Raw genomic sequence first — 26,383 nt, 5'->3', positions numbered from 1 at the left:
GGTTTTTTCGGTAACGCCTGCTAATGCTTATCGTGATACAACTCGCAGGCTTCTAGGGTGTTTTCAATTAAACTGGCGACGGTCATGGGGCCGACCCCGCCAGGTACCGGGGTAATGTAGCGGGCGTGTTTTACCGCTGCACCGTATTCTACATCGCCTACCAGTTTGCCGCTGTTTAAGCGGTTTATACCGACATCAATGACCATTGCGCCTGGTTTTATCCAATCGCCTGGAATAAATTCAGGCCTACCGACGGCGACCACCAGCAAATCAGCACGACGCACCTGTGCTTCAAGATTTTTAGTGAATTTGTGACACACCGTGGTGGTGCAACCCGCTAACAACAATTCCAGCGCCATGGGGCGGCCAACAATATTAGAGGCACCCACTACTACGGCATCCATACCTTTAACATTGACACCGGTGCTTTGTAGTAAGGTCATAATGCCTTTCGGCGTGCAGGAACGCAGCGCCGGCATCCGTTGTGCTAAGCGGCCAATGTTATAGGGGTGAAAGCCGTCTACGTCTTTATGCGGGTTAATGCGCTCTAAAATGTCAGCCGAGTCTAACCCTGCGGGCAAGGGCAGCTGAACCAGAATGCCGTCTACGGTATTGTCATTATTAAGTTTGTCGATTAAATCTGTTAGCTGTTGCTCGGTAGTGTCAGAGGGCAAGTCATAAGATACCGAGTGAAAACCTACTTCTTCACAGGCTTTACGCTTACTGCCGACATAGACTTGTGAAGCCGGGTCTAAGCCAACCAGCACCACCGCTAATCCTGGTGCTCTTTTACCTGCTGCTACCCGGGCTCTAACTTGGGCGGCAACTTTATCTTTTGTTGCTTGCGCAACGGCTTTACCGTCTATAATTTGTGCTGCCATGCTTTGAGTTCTCTGTCACATTTTAATGGCGCTATTTTCGCACAGCCGCCGGCAGAACTCCATCCTGAGCAATTAAAGTCGATAAAGGTTCAAATAATCAGCAATCAACTGATTATTGCAAAAAAAGGTTTGACGCCTTAGGTGGCGAGCGTTAATATTCCGCCCCGTTGCACTTGTGCAGCAATGTCGGTGATTGGCGCAGCTTGGTAGCGCACTTGGTTTGGGTCCAAGGGGTCGCAGGTTCGAATCCTGCATCACCGACCATTTTAAAGTTGGTCAGGTATACACGTGGTTTGGGTATCTTAAATCCACGGGTCGCAGGTTCAAATCCTGCATCACCGACCATTTTAAAGTTGGTCAGGTATACACGTGGTTTGGGTATCTTAAATCCACGGGTCGCAGGTTCAAATCCTGCATCACTGACCATTTTAAAGTTGGTCAGGTATACACGTGGTTTGGGTATCTTTAATCCACGGGTCGCAGGTTCAAATCCTGCATCACCGACCATTTTAAAGTTGCTTGGTAGGGTCTCGATATTGCGCCCGTAGCTCAGCTGGATAGAGCAACGCCCTTCTAAGGCGTGGGTCATAGGTTCGAATCCTATCGGGCGCACCATAACAAGCGCAATATAGTTTTCAGTGGTGGTTGTAGCTCAGTTGGTAGAGCCCCGGATTGTGATTCCGGTTGTCGTGGGTTCGAGCCCCATCATCCACCCCATTTTCCCCCAACGTTTTTATTGTCGGTGATTGGCGCAGCTTGGTAGCGCACTTGGTTTGGGTCCAAGGGGTCGCAGGTTCGAATCCTGCATCACCGACCATTCTCCCCTAAAGTAAAGCAGCGCACTTGGTTTGGGTGTTTTTAGTCTAAGGGTCGCAGGTTCGAATCCTGCATCACCGACCATTCTCCCTTAAGTTAAAACTATCTTACCACTTAGCCATAATTCCACTGTTTCAATCCAACGTAAAGCTAATGGCTCGGGTGTTTGCCTGTGTGAATTCATCCATTTTTTAAAATAATCACATTTATATCAACTATTCATCACATCTATAGTGGTTGGCTTTATGCAATTACCGCTACTCCTGCTTAAAACTAATAATCTTGGCTAAAACTGTAATTTAATTACAGCGTTACTGGTTAAAAAGCAACCAGCAAACAGGTGTGTATTGCCAATTTTAATACTGAATTAATGAATATTAATGCTTAATTCTAACTGTTGTTAGTATGTGGATTCTTATCGGCGGTGGTGCCGGGGTGCCGTTTTTGCTATACTGAGTGCGTTAAAAATAACGGAGGAGTTATGATAAACCCAAGCTGGCGTCGGGTCGTACTGAAGGTGGGCAGTGCCCTAATCGCGCCAGATAACGAAGGATGTAGTGAACGGTATCTACGTCCTATCGCTGAATTTATCCACCAATGCAGACAACAGGGCCGGGAAGTTATCCTGGTGTCTTCTGGAAGTGTTGCGGCAGGCCGCCATCACTTTAACTTTTCTCATCAGCGGGTACCCATTGCATTAAAACGGGCAATGGCTGCAGTTGGTCAAAACCAGATGATGAACTTCTGGACAAATTGTTTTGACTTCCCTTGCGCTCAGGTGCTGCTCACTCATGGTGATTTAAGTGACCGGGTTCGCCACGTCAATATTCAGAATACGTTGCGTAAACTGCTGGATCATAAGGTTCTGCCGATAGTTAATGAAAACGATACTATTGCTACGGATGAACTAAAGGTCGGTGATAACGATAATCTGGCAGCAATGGTGGCAACGGTTGTGCAGGCTGACGCACTTATTATTTGTTCCGATGTTAAAGGCTTGTACACCGCCGATCCGAGCAAAGACCCCATGGCTACGCTAATCCCAGAAGTCAGTAAAATTGATGCTGCGATATACAGTTTAGCTGGTGGAGCTTCGTCTGCAGTGGGCACGGGTGGCATGCGGACTAAAGTTGAAGCAGCTGAAAAGGCTACGGCACAGGGTATTGATACCTTGATTGTCGACGGCCATCTGCCTGAAACGTTTGAGTGTCTTTTAGCGGGTGAAAATCCTGGCACGGTGTTTTTTGGCCAGCATAAACCTATACCGGCTAAAAAACATTGGGTGCGCCATACCTTGCGCGCCAAAGGTGAAATTTGGGTAGATGACGGCTGTATTGAGGCGTTGAGCCAACATGGTGCATCACTGTTAAGTAGTGGCATTGTCCAGATTAAAGGTGAATTTGACTCGGGTGATGCGGTTATTATTCGTTGTGCAACCGGTACGCGCCGTATTGCTAAAGGTGTTAGTCGCTTTAGTGCTACCGAACTATTTTCTATTAAGGGACAGCAAAGTCGCGATATTCCTAAGTGTTTAGGTTACTGCCCGGCAGGTAGCGATGCTGTTATTCACCGCAGTGAAATGATGTTATTGGAGAAATTATGATTTCTGACGTTGCAGCCACACTGGCTGCCAAGGCAGCAAAAGCTGCCAAAGCTGTTGCAGTATTATCAACTGAACAGAAAAATTTTGTATTACAGAGCTTTGCTAATCGTATTCGTGAGGCAACTCCAGCAATTATTGCCGCTAATAAAGATGAAGTGGCTCAAGCTAAAAGCAATGGCACCAGTTTGGCAATGATCGACCGATTAACGCTAGATGCCGAGCGTATTGACGCCATGTCAAAGGCTATTGAACAAATAATCCAGCTGACCGATCCGGTAGGTGTAACCCGGCAAATTGAACAGCGTCCTAATGGTATTAATATTGCAAAAACCCGTATCCCTCTTGGGGTGATCTGCATGATTTATGAAGCGCGGCCTAATGTTACCGCTGATGCTGGCGCATTGTGCTTTAAATCGGGTAACGCGGTTATTTTGCGCTGTGGCCGGGAAGCCATTAATACCAGTTTGGCTATTGCCACGGCGATGCGCCAGGCATTACGCGACCATAATTTGCCAGAAGATGTGATTACCATTGTGCCCGATCCAGACCGCGATTTATTGCTGGCATTGTTAAAGCTAGACCAGTTTATTGATTTGGTCATTCCTCGCGGTGGTGAAGGTTTAATTCGTTTTGTTACAGAGCAAAGCCGTATACCGGTTATTCAGCATTATAAAGGCGTTTGTCATTTGTATGTTGACCAGACGGCCGATTTAACCATGGCGTTGAATTTATTGGTTAACGGCAAGGTACAACGCCCTGGCGTGTGTAATGCGCTGGAAGGCCTGTTAATTAACAAACACCAAGCGGCTGATTTCTTACCCATGGTTGCTAAAGCACTTGCTGAGCATCAAGTAAAAGTACATGCCTGTCAGCAAAGCCTGAGCTATTTTACTGCCGCTTCGCCGATTGCCGATGATGAATTTGGCCAAGAATATCTGGCGCCGGAAATTGCCATTAAAGTCGTGGCTGATCTGGATGAAGCAATAGCACACATTGATCAATTTGGTAGCCAGCATACTGAAGTGATTTGCACCGAAGATCAGGCTAACGCCGAGCGTTTTATCCGCACGGTAGATACCGCGGTAGTGATGCACAATACGTCATCACGTTTCTCAGACGGCGGCGAACTGGGCCTTGGTGCTGAAATTGGCATTTCAACCAGTAAATTACATGCTTACGGCCCAATGGGATTGGAAGCACTGACCACTGAAAAGTATGTGGTTACCGGCAATGGTCAGGTAAGAAGCTAGCAAGTACTGGGCAGGTTAGCTTAAAATGAGGCTATACTATAACACTAATAGCTCGCTAACAGCACGCCAATTATCTGCTAACATATTGAACAGGCTTAACTTTAAAGGGTTAAGTCTGTTTTTTGTTTTTTGTCAAGATAAACAGTATGAACATCCTTGGCTAAAGGCTCGACTATGCGGATTTAGCCCGCTATAATGCTGCGTCCATTTTTATAACAGGTCGGGTCCAGCTTAGTTTATCGAGTCCAGACCATACAAGCACGGCGTATTTCAGACGCCTGATTTTGATTTCGAGGTAGCATGATGCAAGTTTCTGTGGAAACCACCCAGGGTTTAGAGCGCCGTTTAACTATTACTGTACCGGCAGACAAAATTGATTCAGAAGTGAAAAATCGTTTACGTGATCTGGCTAAACGCCAGCGTATTGACGGATTCCGTCCAGGCAAAGCGCCAGTGTCAATTATTCAGAAACGTTTTGGTCAGGCAGTATTGCAGGAAGTGGCTTCTGAACAAATGCAGCGTTCATTCTACGAAGCAATTATTGAAAACAAGTTAACACCAGCAGGTACTCCAACCTTTAATCCTGGCGAGCTAGCTGCCGGTAAAGATTTAGAGTTTGCTGCCACTTTCGAAGTGTACCCAGAGGTAGTTGTTGCTAACCTGGAAAAAATTGAAGTTAACAAGCCGGTAGTGAATATTGGTGAAGATGATCTGGCTAAGATGCTGGAAACGTTGCGCAAGCAACACGCAAAATGGCAGGTTAAAAACGGCGCTGCGGTAACGGGTGATCGGGTAACCATGGATTTTGTTGGTTCTATCGATGGCGAAGAGTTTGAAGGTGGCAAAGCCACTGATTTTCAGTTAGAACTTGGGAAGGGCCGGATGATCCCGGGCTTTGAAGATGGTGTTATTGGTAAAAAAGCCGGTGAGCAAGCAACCATTGCCGTAGATTTTCCTGCCGACTATCATGCTGAAAATCTGAAAGGTAAAGCCGCAAGCTTCAATGTTACCGTGGGTAGTATTGAAGAGCAGGTACTGCCTGAATTAAATGATGAATTTGCTACACTTTTCGGTTTAACTGAAGCGAGTGTTGACGCTTTGAAAACTGAAGTTCGTAAAAATATGGAACGCGAACTGAAGCAGACCATCAAAGGCAAAGTTAAAGAACAAGTTATAAAAGGCTTATTAGCAAATAATGAAGTGCAAGTGCCGCAGTCATTAATTGGTGGTGAGGTTGACGTTTTACGTAAGCAGGCCCTGCAGCGTTTCGGTAAGAATGTTGACCCAAAACAACTGCCTGAGTTACCAGCATCGCTGTTTGAAGAACAAGCAAAAGACCGGGTTAAAGTAGGTTTATTATTAGGCGAAGTGATCAAAACAAACGAGCTGAAAGTAAACAATGCTAAAGTTGAAGAACTTATTGCCAACGTGGCTTCTGCTTATGAAGATCCTGCCGAAGTGGTGCAGTATTATCATAGCAATAACGAATTAATGCAAAGCATGCGCAATGTTGCGTTGGAAGAGCAAGCGATTGAACTGATTTTAGCCACGGCTAAGGTAACAGAGCAAACTGCCGCTTTTGACGAGATAATGAACCCGCAAGCCACCAACTAAGTTTGACTTATCGTGGTATGCTGGTTTTAATGGCTCGAACAGCAGTTCGGGCCATTTTATTTTCAGGCACCACAATACTGAGTTATTATTAAGGGACCCCATTTATGCCAATGTCACGCGATATGACGGACATCATGAACGCTTTAGTACCAATGGTTGTTGAACAAACGGCTAAGGGTGAGCGGTCATATGACATTTTTTCTCGCTTGCTTAAAGAGCGAGTGATATTTTTGACTGGCCAGGTTGAAGACCATATGGCTAATCTAATTGTGGCGCAGTTGTTGTTTCTTGAATCTGAGAATCCGGAAAAAGATATTTATATTTATATCAATTCACCAGGTGGCTCAGTTACCGCCGGTTTATCAATTTACGATACAATGCGCTATATTAAACCTGACATAGCCACAGTATGTGTTGGCCAGGCTGCGAGTATGGGGGCATTTTTGTTATCTGGCGGTACTAAGGGTAAGCGTTATTGTTTACCGAATGCCCGGGTGATGATCCATCAGCCGCTTGGTGGTTTCCAAGGTCAGGCTACTGACTTTGAGATCCATGCCAGAGAAATATTAGGTATTAAAGAAAAATTAAACCGTTTAATGGCTGAGCATACTGGTAAAACATATGAAGAAGTGGTGTCTGATACTGAGCGCGATCGTTTTTTAAGTGCTCAGCAAGCCTTGGATTATGGACTGATAGACACCATATTAAGTAAAAGAGATGCAAAATAATTGAAGTCAGGTGGCCTGTTTCGTGGCCACCAGCGACGTAATAAGAGGTAGTTACATGTCTGATCACCGCACTGACGGCGATAAAAGCGGCAAATTGTTATATTGCTCGTTTTGTGGCAAATCACAGCATGAAGTGCGTAAGTTGATCGCCGGCCCACAAGTCTATATCTGTGACGAATGTGTTGATTTATGCAACGATATTATTCGCGAAGAAATTAAAGACATTTCGCCTAAGCGCGAGTCGGATTCTTTACCGACGCCACGGGAAATTCGTGGCCACCTCGATGAGTATGTTATCGGGCAGGAACACGCCAAAAAAGTATTGGCAGTCGCGGTTTATAATCATTATAAACGACTGCGCAGCGCCCAACATAAGCAAGAAATTGAACTAAGCAAAAGTAATATTTTGTTAATTGGGCCAACCGGCAGTGGCAAAACACTGCTGGCGGAAACCTTAGCCCGGTTACTTGATGTTCCCTTTACTATGGCCGATGCGACAACATTGACTGAAGCTGGCTATGTTGGCGAAGATGTTGAAAATATTATCCAAAAACTATTGCAAAAGTGCGATTATGATGTTGAAAAAGCACAACGTGGTATTGTTTATATTGATGAAATTGATAAAATTTCCCGCAAATCAGACAACCCGTCAATAACACGTGATGTGTCAGGTGAAGGTGTGCAGCAAGCATTACTTAAACTGATTGAAGGTACTATTGCATCGGTACCACCGCAGGGGGGCCGTAAACATCCACAGCAGGAGTTTTTGCAGGTTGATACTTCAAAAATTCTGTTTATTTGTGGCGGTGCTTTTGCCGGATTAGACAAAGTAATTGAGCAGCGCAGCGCCAAAGGTGCCGGTATCGGTTTTGGTGCAACAGTTAAAAGTAAAGAAAGTACCCGCAGTTTAAGCGAGTCGTTCCGCGATGTTGAGCCTGAAGACTTGGTAAAATACGGTTTAATTCCTGAATTTATTGGTCGCTTACCGGTAGTTGCAACGTTAACTGAGCTCGATTTAGACGCCTTAGTACAAATTCTAAGTCAGCCAAAAAATGCCTTAGTAAAACAATTCGCGGCATTGTTCAAAATGGAAGATGTCGAATTGGAATTCCGGGATGACGCGTTAAAAGCCATTGGCCAAAAAGCCATGGAACGTAAAACCGGCGCCCGTGGTTTACGCTCTATTGTGGAAGGTGTGTTACTCGACACTATGTACGAGCTTCCTTCTATGAAAGATGTTAGTAAAGTTGTTATTGATGAAACAGTGATCCGAGGCGAGACTCAGCCCATATTAATATACGAGAATAGCGAACCGGATGTAGCGCAGTCACACTAACGAAAAGGAGCTGGTTAAGCTCCTTTTTTGTCTTCACAATTGAAGTTTACCAATTTAACCCCATATACTTGCTATCAGGTGTCGCCCGCAGTATTAATTCGAGAGAAAATCAATGACAGTAGAACAAACTGAACGTTTGCATATGCCGGTGTTGGCGTTGCGTGACGTCGTCGTTTACCCCCACATGGTTATCCCATTGTTTGTCGGCCGGGCTAAGTCTATTAAGTGTTTAGATGCCGCTATGGATAACGATAAGCAAATTTTTCTGGTTGCGCAAAAAGATGCCACTTTAGACGACCCCACTGCTGATGATTTGTACAAAATTGGTACCGTCGCGACTATTTTGCAGTTATTAAAACTGCCTGATGGTACGGTTAAAGTGTTGGTAGAAGGGGCGAAGCGTGCCCGTTTAGTTGAATTTACCGAGACGGAACATGCCTTCGCCGCGCATATCGACTTGATCCCATCAATTGATATTGATAGCAGTGAGCAGGAAGTTTTTCTTCGTTCTGCTATCAACCAGTTTGAAGGCTACATTAAGCTAAATAAAAAGATACCACCGGAAGTGCTTACTGCCCTTAGTGGTATAGACGACGCTGCCCGATTAGCGGATACCATGGCCGCGCACATGCCGCTTAAGGTTGAAGATAAGCAGAAAGTGCTGGAACTGGTCGATGTTACCGAGCGTCTGGAATACCTGATGGCGATGATGGAAAGCGAAATTGACATATTACAGGTCGAGCGTCGCATTCGTAGCCGGGTTAAGAAACAAATGGAAAAAAGCCAACGCGAGTATTATCTGAATGAACAGATGAAAGCGATTCAGCGCGAGTTAGGTGATCTGGACGATGCGCCGGATGAATTTGAAGCGTTGGCCAATAAAATTGAACAAGCAAAAATGCCACTTGAGGCGGCTAATAAAGCCAAAGCCGAGTTGCAAAAGCTGAAAATGATGTCACCTATGTCAGCCGAAGCTACCGTGGTGCGCAGTTATATTGAGTGGTTGGCTTCTGTACCCTGGAAATCGCGCAGTAAGGTAAAGAAAAACTTGGCGGTGGCCGAGCAAATTCTGAATTCTGATCACTATGGTCTGGAAAAAGTAAAAGAGCGCATCATTGAATATTTAGCGGTGCAACAACGGGTTAATAAGCTAAAAGGTCCTATTTTGTGTCTGGTAGGGCCACCAGGCGTCGGTAAAACCTCGCTAGGCCAGTCAGTAGCCAAGGCGACTGGCCGTAAATATGTCCGGATGGCGCTGGGCGGCGTGCGCGATGAAGCGGAAATCCGTGGTCATCGGCGAACTTATATTGGTTCAATGCCAGGTAAAATTATTCAGAAGATGGCAAAAGTAGGGGTACGTAACCCGTTATTTTTACTCGATGAAATTGACAAGATGGCGTCAGATTTCCGCGGTGATCCTGCGGCAGCATTACTCGAGGTGCTTGATCCTGAGCAAAATAGTACCTTCAGCGATCATTATTTGGAAGTAGATTACGATTTATCGGACGTAATGTTTTTTGCAACATCAAATAGCCTGAATATTCCGGCTGCTTTGCTAGACCGGATGGAAGTTATTCGATTGTCAGGCTATACCGAAGATGAAAAGTTAAATATTGCGAAACAGCATTTAATTGCCAAACAAATTAGCCGCAATGGCTTAAAGCCTCATGAACTTAAGATTGAAGATAGCGCTATTATTGGTATTATTCGCTATTACACCCGCGAAGCCGGGGTGCGTAGTTTAGAGCGGGAAGTGTCTAAATTGTGTCGCAAGGCGGTAAAACAAATATTGTTGAACACCGAGATTACGAAGGTGATTATTAACGCTGAAAATCTTGAAGATTTCCTTGGCGTACAGCGTTTTGATTACGGTAAAGCGGAAGACAGCAACCGGATTGGTCAGGTTACAGGATTGGCCTGGACAGAGGTAGGCGGTGATTTGTTAACCATCGAAGCTGCTTCGGTTATCGGCAAAGGTAAATTAACCTTTACCGGTTCGCTTGGTGATGTCATGAAAGAGTCAATTCAGGCAGCGATGACGGTTGTTCGTAGCCGTGCTGAAATACTGCGTATTAATGAAGATTTTTACGAAAAGCGTGATATTCATGTGCATGTGCCAGAAGGAGCAACACCAAAAGACGGGCCGAGTGCCGGTATTGCTATGGTTACTGCTTTGGTTTCCAGCTTAACGGGTAACCCGGTACGGGCTGATGTGGCAATGACAGGAGAAATCACTCTACGTGGTGAAGTGTTACCGATTGGCGGCTTAAAAGAGAAGCTGCTTGCCGCGCACCGTGGTGGCATAAAGCGCGTGTTGATACCACATGATAATATTCGGGACCTGAAAGAAATTCCGGATAATGTCAAAGGCGACATCGATATTAAGCCGGTAAAATGGATTGAAGATGTGCTTGAATATGCATTACAGGAGCCTATAGAGCGCGTTAGTGTCGTAAATACGGCAAAAAATTCAGCAAAAAGCAAAAAAATCATAAAAAATCTTGCTTAGGGGCTTTTCATTCCTGTTGGCTGTGCTAAGTTATGGTCAGTTTCGACCCAGCCCTTGTATAACAAGGGCTGCGGTTAAAACCTAAATTTTAGTTTGAATGCGTCTTCCGCTTGCAAGACAACAAGATGCTTGTTATAACGAAGCGCGGGCTATAAAAGCTAATAACTGCGTGTTGTAGAAAATAATAACAATTGAAGGGGATGATATTGTGAACAAGTCTCAACTTATCGACAAAATTGCTGCTAATGCAGATATATCAAAAGCGGCAGCTGGTCGTGCATTAGACGCGTTCATTGATGCTGTTACTGACGCTCTTAAAGAAGGCGACTCCGTAGCTTTAGTTGGTTTTGGTACTTACAGTGTACGTGAGCGTGCTGCCCGTGCAGGCCGTAACCCACAAACTGGCGCTACTATTCAAATCGCTTCTGCGAAAATTCCTTCTTTTAAGCCAGGTAAAGCGTTAAAAGACGCCGTAAATTAACTGGTGTTTGCTCCGGCCGCCGGAGCAGCCTGTAAAGTCTGGGTTAGTTACCGGGCTTCATTAAAAAAGGCGCATCTGTTAAGATGCGCTTTTTTTTTAAGACAACTTACCACTAAGTTGAAAATAGAGATGTCGCGAAGATGTTAGAGAGAATCAGAGAAGGCTCCCAGGGTGTCGTTGCCAAAACTATTTTAGGTTTGGTTATTCTTACCTTTGCATTGGCAGGCGTAGGCAGTTATTTAAGTTCACCCACTGATGTTGCTGTCGCCGTGGTTAATGGCGAAGAGATTAATCAAACGCAATTTGAACAAGCATTGCAGCGTGATCGCGCCCGGATGCAACAACAATTTGGTGAAATGTACGAGACCATCGCAGCCGATCCTGCTTATAACCGCCGGTTTCGGGCTGAAGTGCTTGAGCGACTGATCGACGATACCCTGCAACAGCAGTTTGTTAGCAAGTTGGGGATACGGGTGGGTGATGATCAGGTGCGCGATACTATCAGAGCACTGGGTGAATTTCAGGTAGACGGTAGTTTTAATAACGACCGCTATATTGCACTGTTACGGCAGATGGGCTATCAAAGCACCGATTTTCGGGAATTAGTACGGCAAGATATGGCTGCTAGTCAATTCCGCGCAGGTGTATTTGCCAGTGAGTTTTCGCTGCCTTCAGAAGTTCAGCAAATACGCCAATTGGAGCAGCAAAGCCGCGACATTAGTTATTTTGTTGTAAAAGCAGAAAGTTTTGCGGCGCAGGTGACGATTAGCGAGCAGATGATCCAAGATTATTATCAGATGCAAATTCAGCGTTTTGAGACTAAGCCCAAGGTAGCCGCTGACTACGTTGAACTGTCTGCTGCAAACTTAGCTACTGATATTGACGTTACTGAGCAGCAAATTCAGGCTTACTACGATGCCAACCAAGCGCGTTACAGCACGGCAGAGCAGCGTAAGGTTGCACATATTATGCTGGAAGCTGAGGGTGCTGATACAGAGGTCGCTGCAGCCGCTGCAGCCTTACTAAACGAATTACAGCAAGGCGCTGATTTTTCTGAATTAGCCAAGCAGCGATCGGCCGATACGTTTTCAGCTGAAAATGGCGGTGTGCTTGACAGTTTAGCGCCAGGGCAAATGGATCCGAATTTCGAAACTGCAGCCTTTGCCTTGACTACGCCAGGCCAGTTAAGTGATGTGGTACAAAGCCAGTATGGTTATCATATTATTAAACTCATCACGCTAGAGCCAGGCCAGCAACAGCCACTGGCTCAGGTGCGTGATGATATTGCCGAGCGCTTACAGCAAGAGCAGGCTACTGAGCAGTTCTATCAATTACAGACCCGTATGGCTGAAGTGGCATTCGAAGTGCCGGATAACCTGGACGAAACGGCCGCTGTGTTAGGAGAGCGAGTGCGCTCTACCTCACTGTTTAGCCAAGCTGAGGCAGCGGAACCGCTTAGTCATCCTGCGGTGATAAATAAACTGTTTGAGCAAAGCTTTATTAATGATGGTTTAAACAGTGATCCGATTGAGATTGGTGAGCAGCGTTTGGTCGTGGTGCGGGTTAAAGACCATCAGCCAGCCAGAACCTTGCCGCTGGCAGAAGTAACTGAACAAATTACGTCTGCTTTACAAATTGAAGAACAAATCCGCTTTGCGCAAGAGCAAGTGGTAACACTGTTGGCCATTGAACAGCAGGATATGGTAAGTTTGGCAGCACAAGTTGATGCTGTACTGCAGTCTGCTCCGGCTACTCCGCGCTTTGGCGGCAGCATTGACACGGAAGTTCGTGCTAAAGCGTTTAAGCTTGCACGGCCAGTGTCAGGTAAGCCTAGTATTGATTCGGTAACGTTAGCTAATGGTGATGTTGCGATAGTCGCCGTAACTGCAGTGCAGGATAGTGCAGTTACGGTTATTCCCAGCGAGCAAGAGCTTGATGGTATGGCACAACGTCAGGCTGAACAAAGTTACCTGGCATTGGTTGCGGCCTTAAAAGCCAATGCTAAAATCAGTCGTAAACTGCGCTCTGCTGAGCTTGAGCAAAACTAAGTTTTATTATCGTCGATAATTTGCTGAGGTTAGTTAAAGACCGTGTTTAATGGCACGGTTTTTTTATGGCGACTACCCGGGTTTAGCTAGTAGAGCTGTTAATCAGCTTTCTGGTGTAATCATGAGTTGGCGCCGAAAAAACTGCGGCAGTTGTACCATAGTCGACGGCTTGCCCTTGATGTAATACTAATATACTGTCGCTAATATGCCGCACCAGCCTTAACTGATTACTGATTAGTAAATACGCCAACCCGGATTTTTGTTGTAGTTCTAGCAATAAATTGACAATTTGTGCGCGTAAGGTGGGGTCCAGTGCAGTTAATGCTTCATCCAGGATCAGCAGTTTTGGATCAAGAATAAGCGCCCGGGCCAGTGCGACACGTTGCAACTGACCGCCAGAAAACATGTGCGGGTAGTGTTCAGCATGTTCATCCAGTAAACCCAATAACTTTAAGGTTTGACCGATTTTATAGCGCCGCTGTTGTTGATCAAGTATTGTACTGAAACACAGCACATCTTCCAGCATTTGGCCGACTTTTTGTGACGGATTAAGAGAACGACCGGCATCCTGAAAAATAAAGCGAATAAAATGGTTATACTTCTTATAATGACTTATCTGTACCGGTTTTCCGGCGAGTAAAATCTGGCCACTATCCGGTTTTTCAATACCCACCAACAGTTTGGCCAAGGTACTTTTACCTGAACCGGTTTCGCCGACTACCGCTAACGTTTTACCTTCAGCCAAGCTGAAACTAACATTGTCCAGTGCAGTTACCTGCTGCCGGCCAAACCAACCACGCTGTTTACTGTATACCTTCCCAAGCGCCTGCACTTCCAATAAATCGGTCATCTTCGGCCCTTAGTGGTGAGTGGGAAATGGCAACTAAAATAATGGTTTTGCTGCCGCTCTAATGCTGGCGTTTTAACACACTCTTTGCGGGCATTTGGGCAGCGTGGTCCAAGACGACACCCAATCGGCACATGTTGTAAGGTCGGAATACTGCCAGGTAGGGCATACAGGGGTGTTTTGGCAGCCAGATCTGGCTGGAACTCCGGTACGCTTTTAATTAAGGCATCGGTATAAGGATGCAACGGGGCTTGCAGCAGTTGACTGGTTTCACCGGCTTCAACTAACTGACCACAATACAATACACTGAGTTTTTGGGTGTAGCGGGCAACACTCTCTAGCTCGTGGCTAATCAGTAGCACGGCCATACCTTTTAATTGATTAAAGCTGGCGAGCAAACGAAATAATTGTGCTTGAGTGGTGCTTTCCAGAGCCGTAGTTGGCTCGTCGGCAATCAGTAGTTTTGGATTCTTTGCAATGGCCATAGCAATCATCACTTTCTGACAGATCCCTTCAGATAACTGGTAGGGGTAGCTTTGCATTACCCGTTGATGCTCTCGCACGCCTACTTTATGTAACAAACCAATGGCTTTTTTTTGTCGATTAGCGCTGCGGCGCCACCAGGGGCCACTAAGTAAATTATCTGGGATCGCTTCTTCCAATTGTTCTCGAATAATTGCCGTAGGATCGAGGCTGCGGCTAGGTTCTTGATAAATCATCGCTATATCGCGGCCGATAATTTTCCGCCGCTGCTCCGGGCTTAATCGGAGTAAATCCTGGCCTAGCCAATGAAAACGGTCGGCGGTAACCCGCCAGCGGCTATTGAGTACGCCGACTATTGCTTTAGCAATAAGGCTTTTTCCTGAGCCTGATTCGCCCACCAGACCACGGGTTTCACCTTCGCGTAAGCTGAGGCTCACCTTGTCAACGGCTCGGATCAGCCCATCGGCGGTTTCCAGCTCTATGGTTAAGTTTTTAATATCCAGCAATAACATTCAGCTTTGCCGCCTTTTCAAAATTGCGGTTTTCAGGCCATCACCAACCAGATTAACAGATAATACCGCGCTGAAAATAAGTAAACCCGGGATGGCGACACTGCTTGGTGCCAGATAGATCAGGTCAAGTGAATCACTAATCATTGCACCCCATTCTGATAGTGGCGCCTGAGCACCAAAACCAAGAAAACCTAAAGCCGCAATGTCCAAAATGGCGGTAGAAATACCCATTGTCACCATAATGGTTAGCTTCTCCCAAATATTAGGTAAAATTAGCCGGCTAAAAACATCCCAGTCATTAGCGCCGTCCAGCCGGTAAGCGATGACATAATCTTGTTTTAACTCTTCATCAATAGCATTGCGAATGCCATGCACAAATTGTGGTAATAGTGCCAACATAATGGCCCAGGTGGTGTTCATTAAGCCTGGGCCGGTAATTGCGACGATAATAATAGCCAGTAACAATGACGGAATAGTCAGTGCTAAATCCAGTACATGATTAAAGACACTGGACTTAACGCCTTTGCTCATGCCTGCTAATGCGCCAAGCAGTAAACCCATCAGTAATGCGCCGGTGACCGTGATAAGAGCAAAGCCAAAAGTATAGCTGGTGCCTTTGATCATCCTCGATAACAAATCCCGGCCCAAATCATCGGTACCAAATGGATATTGCACCAAGCCTGCAGCACTCCAGGATGGTGGCAGTAGTAATAATTCATCTACCTGTAAATAAGGATCGTGCGGTGTAATAAAGGGCGCCAGCAGGCTGATAACAAAAAAGCTGATAAATAATACCAAGCCAGTCATCGCCGAGTGCTGACGTTTAAACTCGCGCCATAATTGTTTAACCGGTGAGCGGTTATTTTCTTCCAGATATAAACGGAATTTGCTCATGCTAGCCTCGTCTTGCCAGCGGATTAAACAGCGCATGCAAAATTTCAGTCAGCATGTTTATCGTGATCACCATGGTAGAGATAACCAGCAAACCCGCTTGAATAGCCGGGTAATTGCGTTGATAAATACTATCGATAAGCCAACGGCCAATGCCTGGCCAGGAAAAAATTACCTCGGTTAGCATAGCCAAGGTGATTAAAGTGCTAAATTGTAAACCAATTTGTCGAATAACCGGCAGTAAAGCATTCCGAAGGCCGTGGCGATATAACACCTGGCCCCTACTTAAGCCTTTAGCCTGTGCTGTTTTAATATAATTTTGTTCCCAAACATTTAGCATCGCATCGCGAACGAAACGAATCATTACCGTGGTTGGGAATGTTGCCAACACAATAGTTGGTAATAACAGGTGTCGTAATGCATTATGAAACGCTTCAGAGCGGTACTTCACATCAGCTTGCAAAATGTCTACTAACATAAAACCACTACTGTGCGGAATTTCATACAGCACCCCCAGCCGTCCGGCTGAAGGCAACCAGCCGAGCGCTAGTGAAAATAACATAATGAGCAATAACCCCCACCAAAATATTGGTAATGAATAGCCTGCTATTGCCAGCGCAGATATTGATTTACCAATAAGACTATGCGGCTTAAAGGCAGCCACTATCCCTAACGGTATACCCAAAATAAATGACAACAATAATGCATAGGCTGTCAGTTCCAGAGTGGCGGGTAACAACAGTTTTATTTCTTGTAACAGCGGCTGCTGGCTGGCAAATGATAAGCCCCAGTTTCCTTGAGCTATCCGGCTAAGAAATGCCAGATATTGTTGCAGATAGTTCTGGTCTAGCTGGTAATAATTAATCAGTTGCTGGCGCTGCTCATCGTCAATTTGCCGCAAACCACTTAAGTTTTGAATGACATCTCCCGGAAATAAGTAGCCCAGACTAAAGGCAAACAAACTTAACGCCAGAAAGACAAATGCCATGAGATATAAACGACGTAATAAATAACGGCTCATGGCGACACTCTTTTAGCATGTTGCAGGGATATGCCACCATAAGGATTTATACTTACCCCACTAACGCTACTACTAATCGCCTGAAAGCGTTGCGAATGAGCAATGGCCACTAACGGTTGCTGTTGATGCAAATACTGTTGTGCCGTCAAATATAATGCCCGTCGTTGTTGTTGATCGGCGGTTAACAATGCTTGCCCAATAATGTCATCAAACATTGGATCACACCAGTTTGCCCGATTGCTGCCACTGTCTCTGGCGGCGCAACTAAGCAGCGGTCTGAAAAAGTTATCAGGATCAGCATTATCGGCAGCCCAGCCAATTAATACTGAGTCATGTTCATAATTCCCTAGCTTTTGGCGAAAACTATTCCATTCATAGGAAATGATATTGGCTTTAATACCAATTTGCGCTAAATCAGCCTGCATTAACTCGGCCATTTTTAACGCGTTCGGGTTGTACAATCGTTGCACGGGCATTGCCCAAATATTCATGGTGAAGCCATTCGGATAGCCAGCTTTAGTTAATAATGCTCGTGCTTTGGCCGGCGAATACATCGGGGCAGGCAGCCCGGCATTATAGGCCCAGGATGTTGGCGGTAAAATACCGTAAGCCGGGGTAGCCTTACCATAATAAACAGCTTGCATGATGGCGGCACGATTAATCGCCATGCCCAGTGCCTGGCGGACTTCTAATTGATCAAAAGGTGGTTTCTGAGTGTTAAAGGCCCAGAAACCGACATTCATGCTGGTGCTTTCCTGCACGGTGACGTCTTCCCGTTTGGCTATCAGCTCTAGTTCGGCCACCCGCGGGTAAGCAACGATATCGCATTCATGAGTAAACAGCTTGGCCATTCGTCTGGCGTTATTCGGGACAATATCAAATACCAACTGCTCTGGCTGGGTGTTACCACGCCAATAATCGTTATGCCTATAGAACCGGACCAAAATATCTTTTTGGTATTCGCGAAAGCGAAATGGGCCGGTACCCACTGGCAGTCGGTCAATTTGGCCGGGTTGTTTTGCGGCCAAAAGTTGCTGGCCATACTCTGCCGATAAAATAGCCGCAAAATCGGTAGCCAGATTAGATAAAAACGAGCTGTCCGGTCGTTGCAATTCAAAAGTAACGGTATAATCGTCTATGGCTTCTACCTTTTTCACCAGGTTTGCCCAGTCTACACTTTGAAAATAGGGATATATTCCGCCCGCTTCGAAGTGAAAAGGGTGGTTTAAGTCAGTAATTCTGTTAAAAGTAAACTGCACATCGTTAGCATTGAATTTGCGGCTGGGACTAAAGTATCGCGTGCTGTGAAAACTGACATTGTCGCGTAAGTTAAACTGATAACGGGTGCCGTCTGCACTGACGTGCCAGGAGGTGGCTAAGCCGGCAACGATATCACCATTGTCTGGGTCGATGTCGACTAACCTGTCGTATAGTTGCTGGCTAATAATGTCGATAGTGGTACCAGAGGTCACTAATTGTGGATTAAAGCTCTCTGGTGAACCTTCAGAGCAATACACTAAGCCACTGCGGGCCGTTTGTGGCATTTGTGGCTGACAACCGCTTAACATCAGCCAAGCAACAAGAAGCGCTGCGGCGTATTTTGTATAAGCACAACAATAAATAGTATGGGTACTACAATAATTCGACAAATTCATCCCTGCTGACTTTCCAACAACTGGTACTTTTTCATATAGCCACGTAATTGATGATAGGTCAGGTTTAGTAAGTCTGCGGTTTTTTTCTGGTTGAACTGGCTGGCGCTAAGGGCATCTTTAATCAATTTTATTTCAAAATCCTGTGACAAGGTTTTAAAATCAACACCATCAGTAAAATTTATGGACTCGTTTACCGTTAAAGAGGGTACCGCGCCCTGCATATTATTAACCGTATTGGTCGCTGATGCTAGCGGTTCTGGGAGTTTAACTATAGCTTGTGGCCGTGTTTTAATGCGCTGAGTAGGGCGAAAAGCCGACTCAAAAGGGTTTAGCTGAATATGATGCACAGGAACATAAGGGTTATTGGTTCGATAAACACTGCGTTCTACCACGTTTTTTAGCTCCCTAACATTACCGGGCCAATGGTAATCGAGCAGGGTGTTTTTAGCTTTTTCACTAAAGCCACTAAACAGTTCAAAGCCCAGTTCACGGGCCATATTAATGGCAAAGTGTTCTGCCAGAATAAGAATATCCTCACGACGCTCACGCATCGGTGGCAACGTAATAACATCAAATGCCAGCCTGTCCAGCAAGTCAGCCCGAAACTCACCGTTGTCGGCCATGCTGGGTAAATCCTCATTGGTAGCACAAACTAATCTGACATCTACCCGCACCGGTCGGCTGCCGCCTACCCGTTCAAACTCACCGTATTCAATTACTCTCAATAATTTTTCTTGAACTAAAGCGGGGGTATTAGCCAGCTCATCCAGAAACAGAGTGCCGCCATTAGCGCGTTCAAAGCGGCCTTCATGCCGTTTACTGGCGCCGGTAAACGCGCCAGCCTCATGACCAAACAATTCACTTTCCAGTAGGTTTTCGTTTAGTGCGGCGCAGTTGAGGGTAAGATACTGCTGATCCCAGCGTTGCGATAAAAAGTGTAGGCGGGCCGCAATAAGCTCTTTACCAGTGCCCCGTTCACCAATTATCAGTACCGGTTTATCCAGCGGTGCCAGTTGTGATACTTGGTCCAGCACATTTAAAAAACTATTGGCTTGACCAATCAGGTTATCTTGTTGGTATTTTCTATTCATGGGCAGCTATTAAATAGTTAATTTGGCTAATAAGTAGTGTATTTCATAAACGGAAAGAGCTAAAGCTTTTAACGGAAATAATTAAAGTTATTTAATATTAGCGGGTTATGGGTAATTAAAAAGTTGGCAAGGATCCTGAATAAACAATAGTGTAATAACATTAACAGACAGAGGTAACTACAATGGGTATTTTTTCACGTTTTTCAGATATTGTGAACTCAAACATCAATTCGTTGCTGGATAAAGCTGAAGATCCAGAAAAAATGGTGCGGCTGATTATTCAGGAAATGGAAGATACGCTGGTTGAAGTTCGTTCGTCATCAGCGAAAACCATTGCTGAGAAAAAAGAGTTGCAGCGGGTGGTTAACCGGTTACAAGCCGAAGCTGACGATTGGCAGACCAAAGCAGAGCTAGCGCTAAGTAAAGAGCGTGACGATTTGGCTCGTGCTGCTCTTATCGAAAAACAAAAGGCGGCAGAGCAGGCTAACAATTCAGTGCGCGATATGTCCGTGCTTGATGAGCATATCAACAAATTACAGGATGAAGTGTCGCAACTACAGGAAAAATTAGCGGATGCTAAAGCGCGGCAGAAATCGATGCTAATGCGCCGTACCACTGTTGAAAACCGGTTAGAAGTGAAAAAATCACTTGATAGTAACCGGATCAACGATGCAATGTATAAGTTTGAACGCTACGAGCAAAAAATTGATTCGCTGGAAGCGCAGGTTGAGTCTTATGATTTAGGCAAAAAAACCCTGAAAGACGAATTTGCAGAACTAGCAGCGCAGGATAAAATTGATAATGAGCTGGCAGCATTAAAAGCTAAAGTTAATCAAAAAGATAAAAACGTCTGAATGTCAGACGTTTAGGAGTTGACATGGATTTTTCAGAAGTCATTGGTATCCCGTTTATTCTGTTTACGATTTTTGTGGCGCCTATTTGGGTCATAATGCACTATCGAAGCAAAAATAAAATGGGACAAGGTTTGTCGAGTCAGGAACTGGTTCAGTTAAATGATTTGGCGCACCGAGCAGAAAAAATGGCAGAACGTGTTAAAACACTGGAAGCTATATTAGATGCAGAAAGTCGGAATTGGAGAAGCCAACATGATTAAGCCAAAACGCGAGTTATTGCGTGATGATACTAACGGTAAGCTGGCGGGAGTTTGTGCCGGAATTGCTGACTACTTTGGCTGGGAATTATGGCTGGTAAGAATTGTAACCGTGTCAGCCTTTTTTCTTGGCGCGGGCGGCTTAATTATGGTGTTGTATATTGCGGCTTGGGTGGTGTTAGAAAAAAAGTCAAAAGCCGCTTTCAAAACCAACAGCACGGCTAACTTAAGCCCGGCGACGGAGAAGGCGGTTGAAGTTAAAACGCGCATGTGGCAACGTGGTGAGGCACCTACGCAGGCGCTGCAACATCTGGTTAATCAGTACCAAGGGCTGGAGCTGCGGCTGCAGGATATGGAACGTCATGTTACGTCAAGCCGCTTTCAATTAAACCGGGAACTTAATAACTTATAACGGAGAATTATGACCTGGCTTGATCAGCTACAACACCAAAGTCGTCAGTTTCGTCATCGCGCCCTGGACAGACATGTCCGCCTGGGCGTTACGGGGTTAAGTGGTGCCGGGAAAACCGCCTTTATTACCTCGCTGGTGCATCAGCTAACACAGGGCGATAGCCCACAGAATTTGCCTTTTTTTGCCGTAGTGCAACAAGGGCGCTATTTGGGTGGGCAGTTGGCGGCAGAGCAGGCTTTAACGATACCGCGTTTTCCTTATGAACATAATCTCAGTTTTTTACAGCAGGCCACACCGCAGTGGCCTCCCTCTACCACCGGCTGGAGCCAGCTTAGCCTGGCGCTGCGTTATAAAGCCGGGCAGGGGTTAAGGTCGCACCTGCAGTCGCATAGTGAGTTAGAACTGGATATTGTTGATTATCCGGGCGAATGGTTGCTGGATTTACCACTGTTGCAATTGGATTATCAGCAGTGGTGTGAGTTTAGCTGGCAATTATTCGCCAAACCGCATCGACAGGCATTAGCCGCTGCATTTAGCAGCGTATTGGCAGCCACTGATTTAACCGATACCAGCGAACAGCAGCTGCAATCGTTAACCGAAGCTTATAAAAACTTACTGCTGCAATTTAGTGCCACTGCAGGCACTTTTTTAAACCAACCCGGGCGGTTATTGGTGCCAGGTGAGCTGGCCGGTGCACCCATGTTGCAGTTGTTACCGCTATTACCCGAGCAGCTGTCCCAGAACAGTGCACTTGGTAAAAAGCTTGCTAACCATTATCAAAGCTATCGTGATTACGTGGTAAAGCCGTTTTATAAACAACATTTTTCTCAGTTAGACCGCCAGGTAGTATTGGTAGATTGCTTAAGTGCATTAAATGCCGGTGCTGCTGCCACTGCCGAGCTTAGCCAGGCGTTACAATTAATAATGAAAAGTTTTCACTATGGCCCATCTAGTATGTTGCGGCGCTTGTTTAAGCCAAAAATCAGTAAAGTATTGTTTGCGGCCAGTAAGGCTGATCATGTTACCCCGGAACAACATCAGGCATTAACCTTGCTATTGCAAAGCTTGCTGCGCCAACCACTGAAGCAAACAACGTATCAGCTGGCAAAAGTAGAGGCTATGGCTATTGCAGCGTTACGTGCCAGTCACGCTGGATATGTTGAATTGCAGGGGCAAAAGCAACCATGCATAACCGGTATTGATAGTGCTAACGGGAAAAAAATCAACTTGTTTCCCGGTGATGTGCCGGCAACGGTACCTGATGCTGCCGTATTTTCGAAGCATCAGTTTAGTTTTCCATCGTTGCAGCCGCTACCGTTAGCCATGCAAGCTAACTTACCGCATATCAGGATGGACCATACTTTGCAGTTTCTGCTGGGAGATAAACTGATATGACAGCATTAAAACCTGCTCAGGTATTCGATTTGCCTGAGGGTAACCAACCGGAAACGGAAGTGGCTCTGAAAAATCGTGCTGAGTTTGCACCAGCAAACTGGCAAAGTGAACCGGTAACAGACACCGTGCCAACTGACACTAAACCCAAGCTGTTGAGCAAGTTAATTTGGCTGTCGTTGCTAAGCCTAGCAGTTCTAGTTGGCTGGCAGTGGCTTGATTCAATACTACTCAGCTGGCAACAAAACCCGTTTCAGGGCGCGTTATTTAGCGTGGCCAGTATCAGCCTGTTGAGTGTTTTTGGCTGGTTGTTATGGCGGGAGTGGCGGCTATGGCAACGCTTAAAACAAAACACTCACTGGCAACGTAGTGCCGAGCGTATTGCCCAGAGCGTACAGTATGGTGAAGCCGACGCGTTATGTCTGGAGATTATCAGTCAATTACCGCGAAACCCGGCGCAGCAGCATAACGCCGCACTTTGGCAAAGTGCAGCGCAAGTTCAGCACAGTGATCTTGAAAAGCTGCAATTGTTGGAGAAACTAGTACTGGCACCATTAGATAGCCAAGCCAAATCGATAGTATTGCGTGCGGGTTCTGATACCAGTTTGGCCGTGGCCGTGATCCCGTTTGCGTTAGCAGATATGCTTATGGTGGTGTGGCGCAGTAGCCGTATGTTACGTCAGTTGGCGGCGCTTTATGGTGCGCCGGTCGGCCAATTACGCAGCTTAGTGATGTTAAAACGGGCGCTGGCGGCAATATTATGGGCCGGAGGCAGCGAGCTGGCACTGGATATGGCCGCTGATGTGATGAGTAGCGAACTTACTGCTAAATTGTCAGCGAGGGCCGGGCAGGGGGTTATTGCCGGCTTGCTGGTTGCCCGGCTGGGTAATATGGCAATGCAACAATTACGGCCTTTACCGTTGACCGAAAAACAGCGGGTGAATATTGCTAAACTTAGTCAAAATTTACTGCAGCGCTTGCGTGGGAAAAATGCTGCCAGCAAAGAGTAACTGCTAATATAGAAAAGTAGCGACTGCCAGACTGCAAGATGTCTGGCATGCTTCCAAAAATTTTCAGATCTGTTAAACCTGTAGTGTCTATAAACTACCCTACGTCGTATTAAAATGCAGACTAAAAACGTTCATCCGTATACCTTGTGTATTCACGCGGGCAAAGAAAAAAACCAATATGGCACCTTAGCTACCCCTTTATATCAAACGTCTACTTTTGTGTTTGATAACGCTGAGCAAGGTGCGGCCCGTTTTGCTGGCGAGCAAGAAGGGTATATATACACCCGGTTGGGCAATCCGACTACCCGCGAGCTGGAGCTGAAAGTCGCTGCGTTAGAAGGCATGGCTGACGCTGCGGCTACCGCTACCGGCATGGGTGCTGTGGCGGCATCTACCATGGCATTTTTACAGCAGGGTGATCATCTTATTGCCAGTAAAGCGATTTATGGCTGCAGTTTTGCACTGTTCAACCATATGTTTGCCCGCTATGGTATTGAGGTAAGCTTTGTTGATATGACCGATCATACGGCAGTAGCTGCAGCGTTAAAACCCAATACCCGAATGTTGTTTGCAGAAACCCCGATTAATCCTAATCTGGTGGTGCTTGATTTGGCTTTTTTAGGCCGCTTTTGTCAACAACACCAGCTTATTTCAGTGGTCGATAATACCTTTCTAACACCGTTATTGCAGCAGCCAGCCAAGTACGGTATCGATATCGTGATCCACAGCGCTACTAAATATCTGAATGGCCATGGTGACGTAGTCGCCGGCATTATTGTTGCTGACAGCGAAAAAATTGCCACGATAAAGATGACGACGTTAAAAGATATGGGCGCAACCATAAGCCCGCATGATGCCTGGTTGATTATCCGGGGTTTAAAAACGCTGGCGGTCAGGATGGAACGCCATTGCCAAAATGCGCAGCAGGTCGCCGAGTTCTTAGAGGCTCATCCGGCGGTAAAAGAAGTATATTATCCGGGGTTGCCATCGCATCCTGGGTATCGTTTTTTAGGCGAGCAAATGCAGGGTGCCGGTGGCGTACTGGCCTTTGAACTGAATGCCAGCCTGGAACAAAGTCGTTATTTTATTAATCAATGTAAGTTACTAAGTCTTGCCGTCAGTTTGGGTGATGCCGAGTCACTTATTCAGCATCCGGCATCAATGACGCACAGCCCTTATACGGCAGAAGAGCGGCAAATGGCTGGAATTAGCGATGGCTTAATCCGGGTGTCGGTGGGGCTGGAGCATGTTGCAGACATTATTGCAGACCTTGAGCAGGCGCTGGATAAAATGCAAAAACATGGCTAATAGAGTGCTCTGCTGCAGTCAAACCATGCTATGTAATCTTAACTTTACAGCAAAGGCTGCAGCTTTACAGTGCTTTTACATGCCACTAGATACCCAGTTGCGGCCTGATCCTCTAGTATCCGGTTACCAGTAAGGGGGCACAGTCCGCTAATTTTTACGCAACAGGTTGTATATGAGTAAGACAAGTCAGTACCTATCTAAAGAATCCGATGCTAACGGTATTATTGCCTGGACAGATGAAGACAATCAGATTTGGCATGAGTTAATAACCCGACAGCTTAGTGTGGTAAAAGGTAAAGCCTGTGACGAGTATTTGGCTGGGCTGGAAAAGTTACAGTTGCCCACTGATCGGATCCCACAATTAGAAGAAGTGAATAAAGTGTTGCGTGCAACCACCGGTTGGGAATGTGCCGAGGTGCCAGCGCTAATCAGTTTTGATAAATTTTTTCTGTTGCTAGCCAACAAAAAGTTTCCGGTAGCCACTTTTATTCGTTCACGTGAAGAGTTTGATTATCTGCAAGAACCGGATATTTTTCATGAAATCTTTGGCCATTGCGCGATGTTAACTCATCCGGCTTTCGCCGAGTTTACTCACACGTACGGTAAACTTGGGCTGGCAGCCAGTAAGCAAGACCGGGTGTTTCTGGCCAGGTTATATTGGTTTACTATAGAGTTTGGTTTATTAAATACCAAAGACGGTTTACGAATTTACGGTGGTGGTATTTTATCCTCACCAGGCGAAACCTTGTATGCGCTGGAGTCTGCCATCCCTGAACGCAAAGTTTTTGATGCGGTTGATATGCTTCGCACACCTTATCGGATCGATATTATGCAGCCGGTATATTTTATGCTTGATCATATTGACGATTTATTCGATGTCGCGCATCTGGACATGATGGCATTAGTTGAACGGGCCAAAGCGCTGGGCTTACATGAACCACGGTTTGCTCCAAAACAAAAACAAGCAAGTTAGGATTGAAAATGACTGAATTATCAACAATGAAATGTGAAGCCTGCAAGGCTGATGCGCCCAAAGTAAGCGATGCGGAGTTACCGCAACTGATGCGGCAAATTCCGGATTGGACCCCTGTATCGCGCGATGGTGTTTTGCAATTAGAACGGTTATATAAGTTTAAAAACTTCAAGCAAGCCTGGGCCTTTCACAATAAAGTGGCGCAACTGGCTGAGGATGAAGGACATCATCCTGCGTTGTTGCTGGAATGGGGTAAGTTGACGGTGACCTGGTGGTCGCACTCGATTAAAGGTTTGCATAAAAACGATTTTATCTGCGCAGCTAAAACCGACCAGTTACTGGCTGGTTAATCTGAGTTTTCGCGGCTTAGTTACAACAGGTACGCTGTTGTCGTTAAGCCGCTACCTACCG

Annotated in this window: 23 protein-coding genes and 4 tRNA genes; 20 read left to right on the top strand and 7 right to left on the bottom strand. The window is 45.9% G+C overall.

Translation table 11 applies throughout. From position 1 onward, the window contains the following. Positions 1-20: 20 nt before the first annotated feature. Positions 21-881, bottom strand: a complete 861-nt coding sequence (gene folD / locus VT06_RS03460; protein WP_046552871.1) for a bifunctional methylenetetrahydrofolate dehydrogenase/methenyltetrahydrofolate cyclohydrolase FolD — start codon at positions 879-881, stop codon at positions 21-23. Between the two features lie 187 nt (positions 882-1,068). On the opposite strand from folD, the gene VT06_RS03455 reads away from it, so the two are divergent. The 12 genes from VT06_RS03455 (at position 1,069) to VT06_RS03400 (ending at position 13,266) form a co-directional block, all read left to right on the top strand. Further along, positions 1,069-1,145 (top strand) — tRNA-Pro (locus VT06_RS03455). 274 nt (positions 1,146-1,419) lie between these two features. Then, positions 1,420-1,496: transfer RNA gene (locus tag VT06_RS03450), tRNA-Arg, on the top strand. 26 nt (positions 1,497-1,522) lie between these two features. Next, a tRNA-His gene (locus VT06_RS03445) sits at positions 1,523-1,598 on the top strand. A gap of 23 nt (positions 1,599-1,621) precedes the next feature. Then, positions 1,622-1,698, top strand: a tRNA-Pro gene (locus VT06_RS03440). 480 nt (positions 1,699-2,178) lie between these two features. Beyond that, positions 2,179-3,300, top strand: a complete 1,122-nt coding sequence (proB, locus tag VT06_RS03435; protein ID WP_046552870.1) for a glutamate 5-kinase — start codon at positions 2,179-2,181, stop codon at positions 3,298-3,300. Continuing rightward, positions 3,297-4,550, top strand: coding sequence for a glutamate-5-semialdehyde dehydrogenase (locus tag VT06_RS03430; protein ID WP_046552869.1), 1,254 nt, complete (start codon positions 3,297-3,299; stop codon positions 4,548-4,550). Before proB ends, VT06_RS03430 begins: the two co-directional genes overlap by 4 nt. Positions 4,551-4,850: 300 nt before the next feature. After that, entirely contained in the window at positions 4,851-6,164 is a 1,314-nt protein-coding gene (gene tig / locus VT06_RS03425) for a trigger factor (RefSeq protein WP_235357349.1), read from the top strand. A 122-nt stretch (positions 6,165-6,286) separates the two neighbouring features. After that, positions 6,287-6,892: an ATP-dependent Clp endopeptidase proteolytic subunit ClpP gene (clpP, locus tag VT06_RS03420; protein ID WP_046552974.1), complete on the top strand. Its 606-nt coding sequence runs from the start codon at positions 6,287-6,289 to the stop codon at positions 6,890-6,892. A gap of 55 nt (positions 6,893-6,947) precedes the next feature. After that, positions 6,948-8,228, top strand: coding sequence for an ATP-dependent protease ATP-binding subunit ClpX (gene clpX, locus VT06_RS03415; protein ID WP_046552867.1), 1,281 nt, complete (start codon positions 6,948-6,950; stop codon positions 8,226-8,228). A gap of 112 nt (positions 8,229-8,340) precedes the next feature. Beyond that, positions 8,341-10,737 carry an endopeptidase La gene (lon, locus tag VT06_RS03410; protein WP_046552866.1) on the top strand — a complete coding sequence of 799 codons (2,397 nt, stop codon included), beginning with the start codon at positions 8,341-8,343 and terminating at the stop codon, positions 10,735-10,737. Between the two features lie 208 nt (positions 10,738-10,945). After that, positions 10,946-11,218, top strand: coding sequence for a nucleoid-associated protein HU-beta (gene hupB, locus VT06_RS03405; RefSeq protein ID WP_046552865.1), 273 nt, complete (start codon positions 10,946-10,948; stop codon positions 11,216-11,218). A 140-nt stretch (positions 11,219-11,358) separates the two neighbouring features. Continuing rightward, positions 11,359-13,266 (top strand): SurA N-terminal domain-containing protein, encoded by a 1,908-nt coding sequence (locus tag VT06_RS03400; protein WP_046552864.1) that lies wholly within the window; start codon positions 11,359-11,361, stop codon positions 13,264-13,266. Between the two features lie 82 nt (positions 13,267-13,348). On the opposite strand, the gene VT06_RS03395 is transcribed toward VT06_RS03400, so the two are convergent. From VT06_RS03395 to pspF, 6 genes are all read right to left on the bottom strand, one after another. Then, positions 13,349-14,116 carry an ATP-binding cassette domain-containing protein gene (locus VT06_RS03395; protein WP_046552863.1) on the bottom strand — a complete coding sequence of 256 codons (768 nt, stop codon included), beginning with the start codon at positions 14,114-14,116 and terminating at the stop codon, positions 13,349-13,351. After that, on the bottom strand, positions 14,113-15,108 hold the full coding sequence (locus VT06_RS03390) for an oligopeptide/dipeptide ABC transporter ATP-binding protein (RefSeq protein WP_046552862.1): 996 nt from the start codon (positions 15,106-15,108) through the stop codon (positions 14,113-14,115). Before VT06_RS03390 ends, VT06_RS03395 begins: the two co-directional genes overlap by 4 nt. Further along, complete coding sequence (locus VT06_RS03385; protein ID WP_046552861.1) at positions 15,109-16,002, bottom strand: ABC transporter permease subunit; 894 nt, start codon at positions 16,000-16,002, stop codon at positions 15,109-15,111. 1 nt (position 16,003) lies between these two features. Next, entirely contained in the window at positions 16,004-17,020 is a 1,017-nt protein-coding gene (locus tag VT06_RS03380; protein WP_046552860.1) for an ABC transporter permease subunit, read from the bottom strand. Further along, on the bottom strand, positions 17,017-18,588 hold the full coding sequence (locus VT06_RS03375; protein WP_046552973.1) for an ABC transporter substrate-binding protein: 1,572 nt from the start codon (positions 18,586-18,588) through the stop codon (positions 17,017-17,019). Before VT06_RS03375 ends, VT06_RS03380 begins: the two co-directional genes overlap by 4 nt. 83 nt (positions 18,589-18,671) lie before the next feature. After that, positions 18,672-19,766, bottom strand: a complete 1,095-nt coding sequence (gene pspF / locus VT06_RS03370; RefSeq protein ID WP_046552859.1) for a phage shock protein operon transcriptional activator — start codon at positions 19,764-19,766, stop codon at positions 18,672-18,674. A gap of 182 nt (positions 19,767-19,948) precedes the next feature. On the opposite strand from pspF, the gene pspA reads away from it, so the two are divergent. From pspA to VT06_RS03330, 8 genes are all read left to right on the top strand, one after another. After that, positions 19,949-20,620, top strand: a complete 672-nt coding sequence (gene pspA, locus VT06_RS03365) for a phage shock protein PspA (protein ID WP_046552858.1) — start codon at positions 19,949-19,951, stop codon at positions 20,618-20,620. A 23-nt stretch (positions 20,621-20,643) separates the two neighbouring features. Further along, on the top strand, positions 20,644-20,880 hold the full coding sequence (gene pspB, locus VT06_RS03360; RefSeq protein ID WP_046552857.1) for an envelope stress response membrane protein PspB: 237 nt from the start codon (positions 20,644-20,646) through the stop codon (positions 20,878-20,880). Continuing rightward, the gene (pspC, locus tag VT06_RS03355; protein ID WP_046552856.1) at positions 20,873-21,289 is read left to right on the top strand and encodes an envelope stress response membrane protein PspC; all 417 of its coding nucleotides are present in this window, start codon (positions 20,873-20,875) and stop codon (positions 21,287-21,289) included. Before pspB ends, pspC begins: the two co-directional genes overlap by 8 nt. Before the next feature lie 9 nt (positions 21,290-21,298). Then, a complete protein-coding gene (locus tag VT06_RS03350) occupies positions 21,299-22,684 on the top strand; it encodes a YcjX family protein (RefSeq protein ID WP_046552855.1) in 1,386 nt (461 codons plus the stop codon). Further along, positions 22,681-23,691: a TIGR01620 family protein gene (locus tag VT06_RS03345; protein WP_046552854.1), complete on the top strand. Its 1,011-nt coding sequence runs from the start codon at positions 22,681-22,683 to the stop codon at positions 23,689-23,691. Before VT06_RS03350 ends, VT06_RS03345 begins: the two co-directional genes overlap by 4 nt. Positions 23,692-23,805: 114 nt before the next feature. Then, positions 23,806-24,999 carry a PLP-dependent aspartate aminotransferase family protein gene (locus tag VT06_RS03340; RefSeq protein WP_046552853.1) on the top strand — a complete coding sequence of 398 codons (1,194 nt, stop codon included), beginning with the start codon at positions 23,806-23,808 and terminating at the stop codon, positions 24,997-24,999. Positions 25,000-25,171: 172 nt separating this feature from the next. Further along, the gene (gene phhA, locus VT06_RS03335) at positions 25,172-25,972 is read left to right on the top strand and encodes a phenylalanine 4-monooxygenase (protein ID WP_046552852.1); all 801 of its coding nucleotides are present in this window, start codon (positions 25,172-25,174) and stop codon (positions 25,970-25,972) included. A gap of 8 nt (positions 25,973-25,980) precedes the next feature. Further along, complete coding sequence (locus VT06_RS03330; RefSeq protein ID WP_046552851.1) at positions 25,981-26,322, top strand: 4a-hydroxytetrahydrobiopterin dehydratase; 342 nt, start codon at positions 25,981-25,983, stop codon at positions 26,320-26,322. The last annotated feature ends 61 nt before the right edge of the window (positions 26,323-26,383 follow it).

The sequence above is a fragment of the Arsukibacterium sp. MJ3 genome (assembly GCF_000987765.1).
Taxonomy (GTDB): domain Bacteria; phylum Pseudomonadota; class Gammaproteobacteria; order Enterobacterales; family Alteromonadaceae; genus Alishewanella.
The sequence above is the reverse complement of the archived record's forward strand: the minus strand, read 5'-3'. Positions and strand labels throughout refer to the sequence as shown.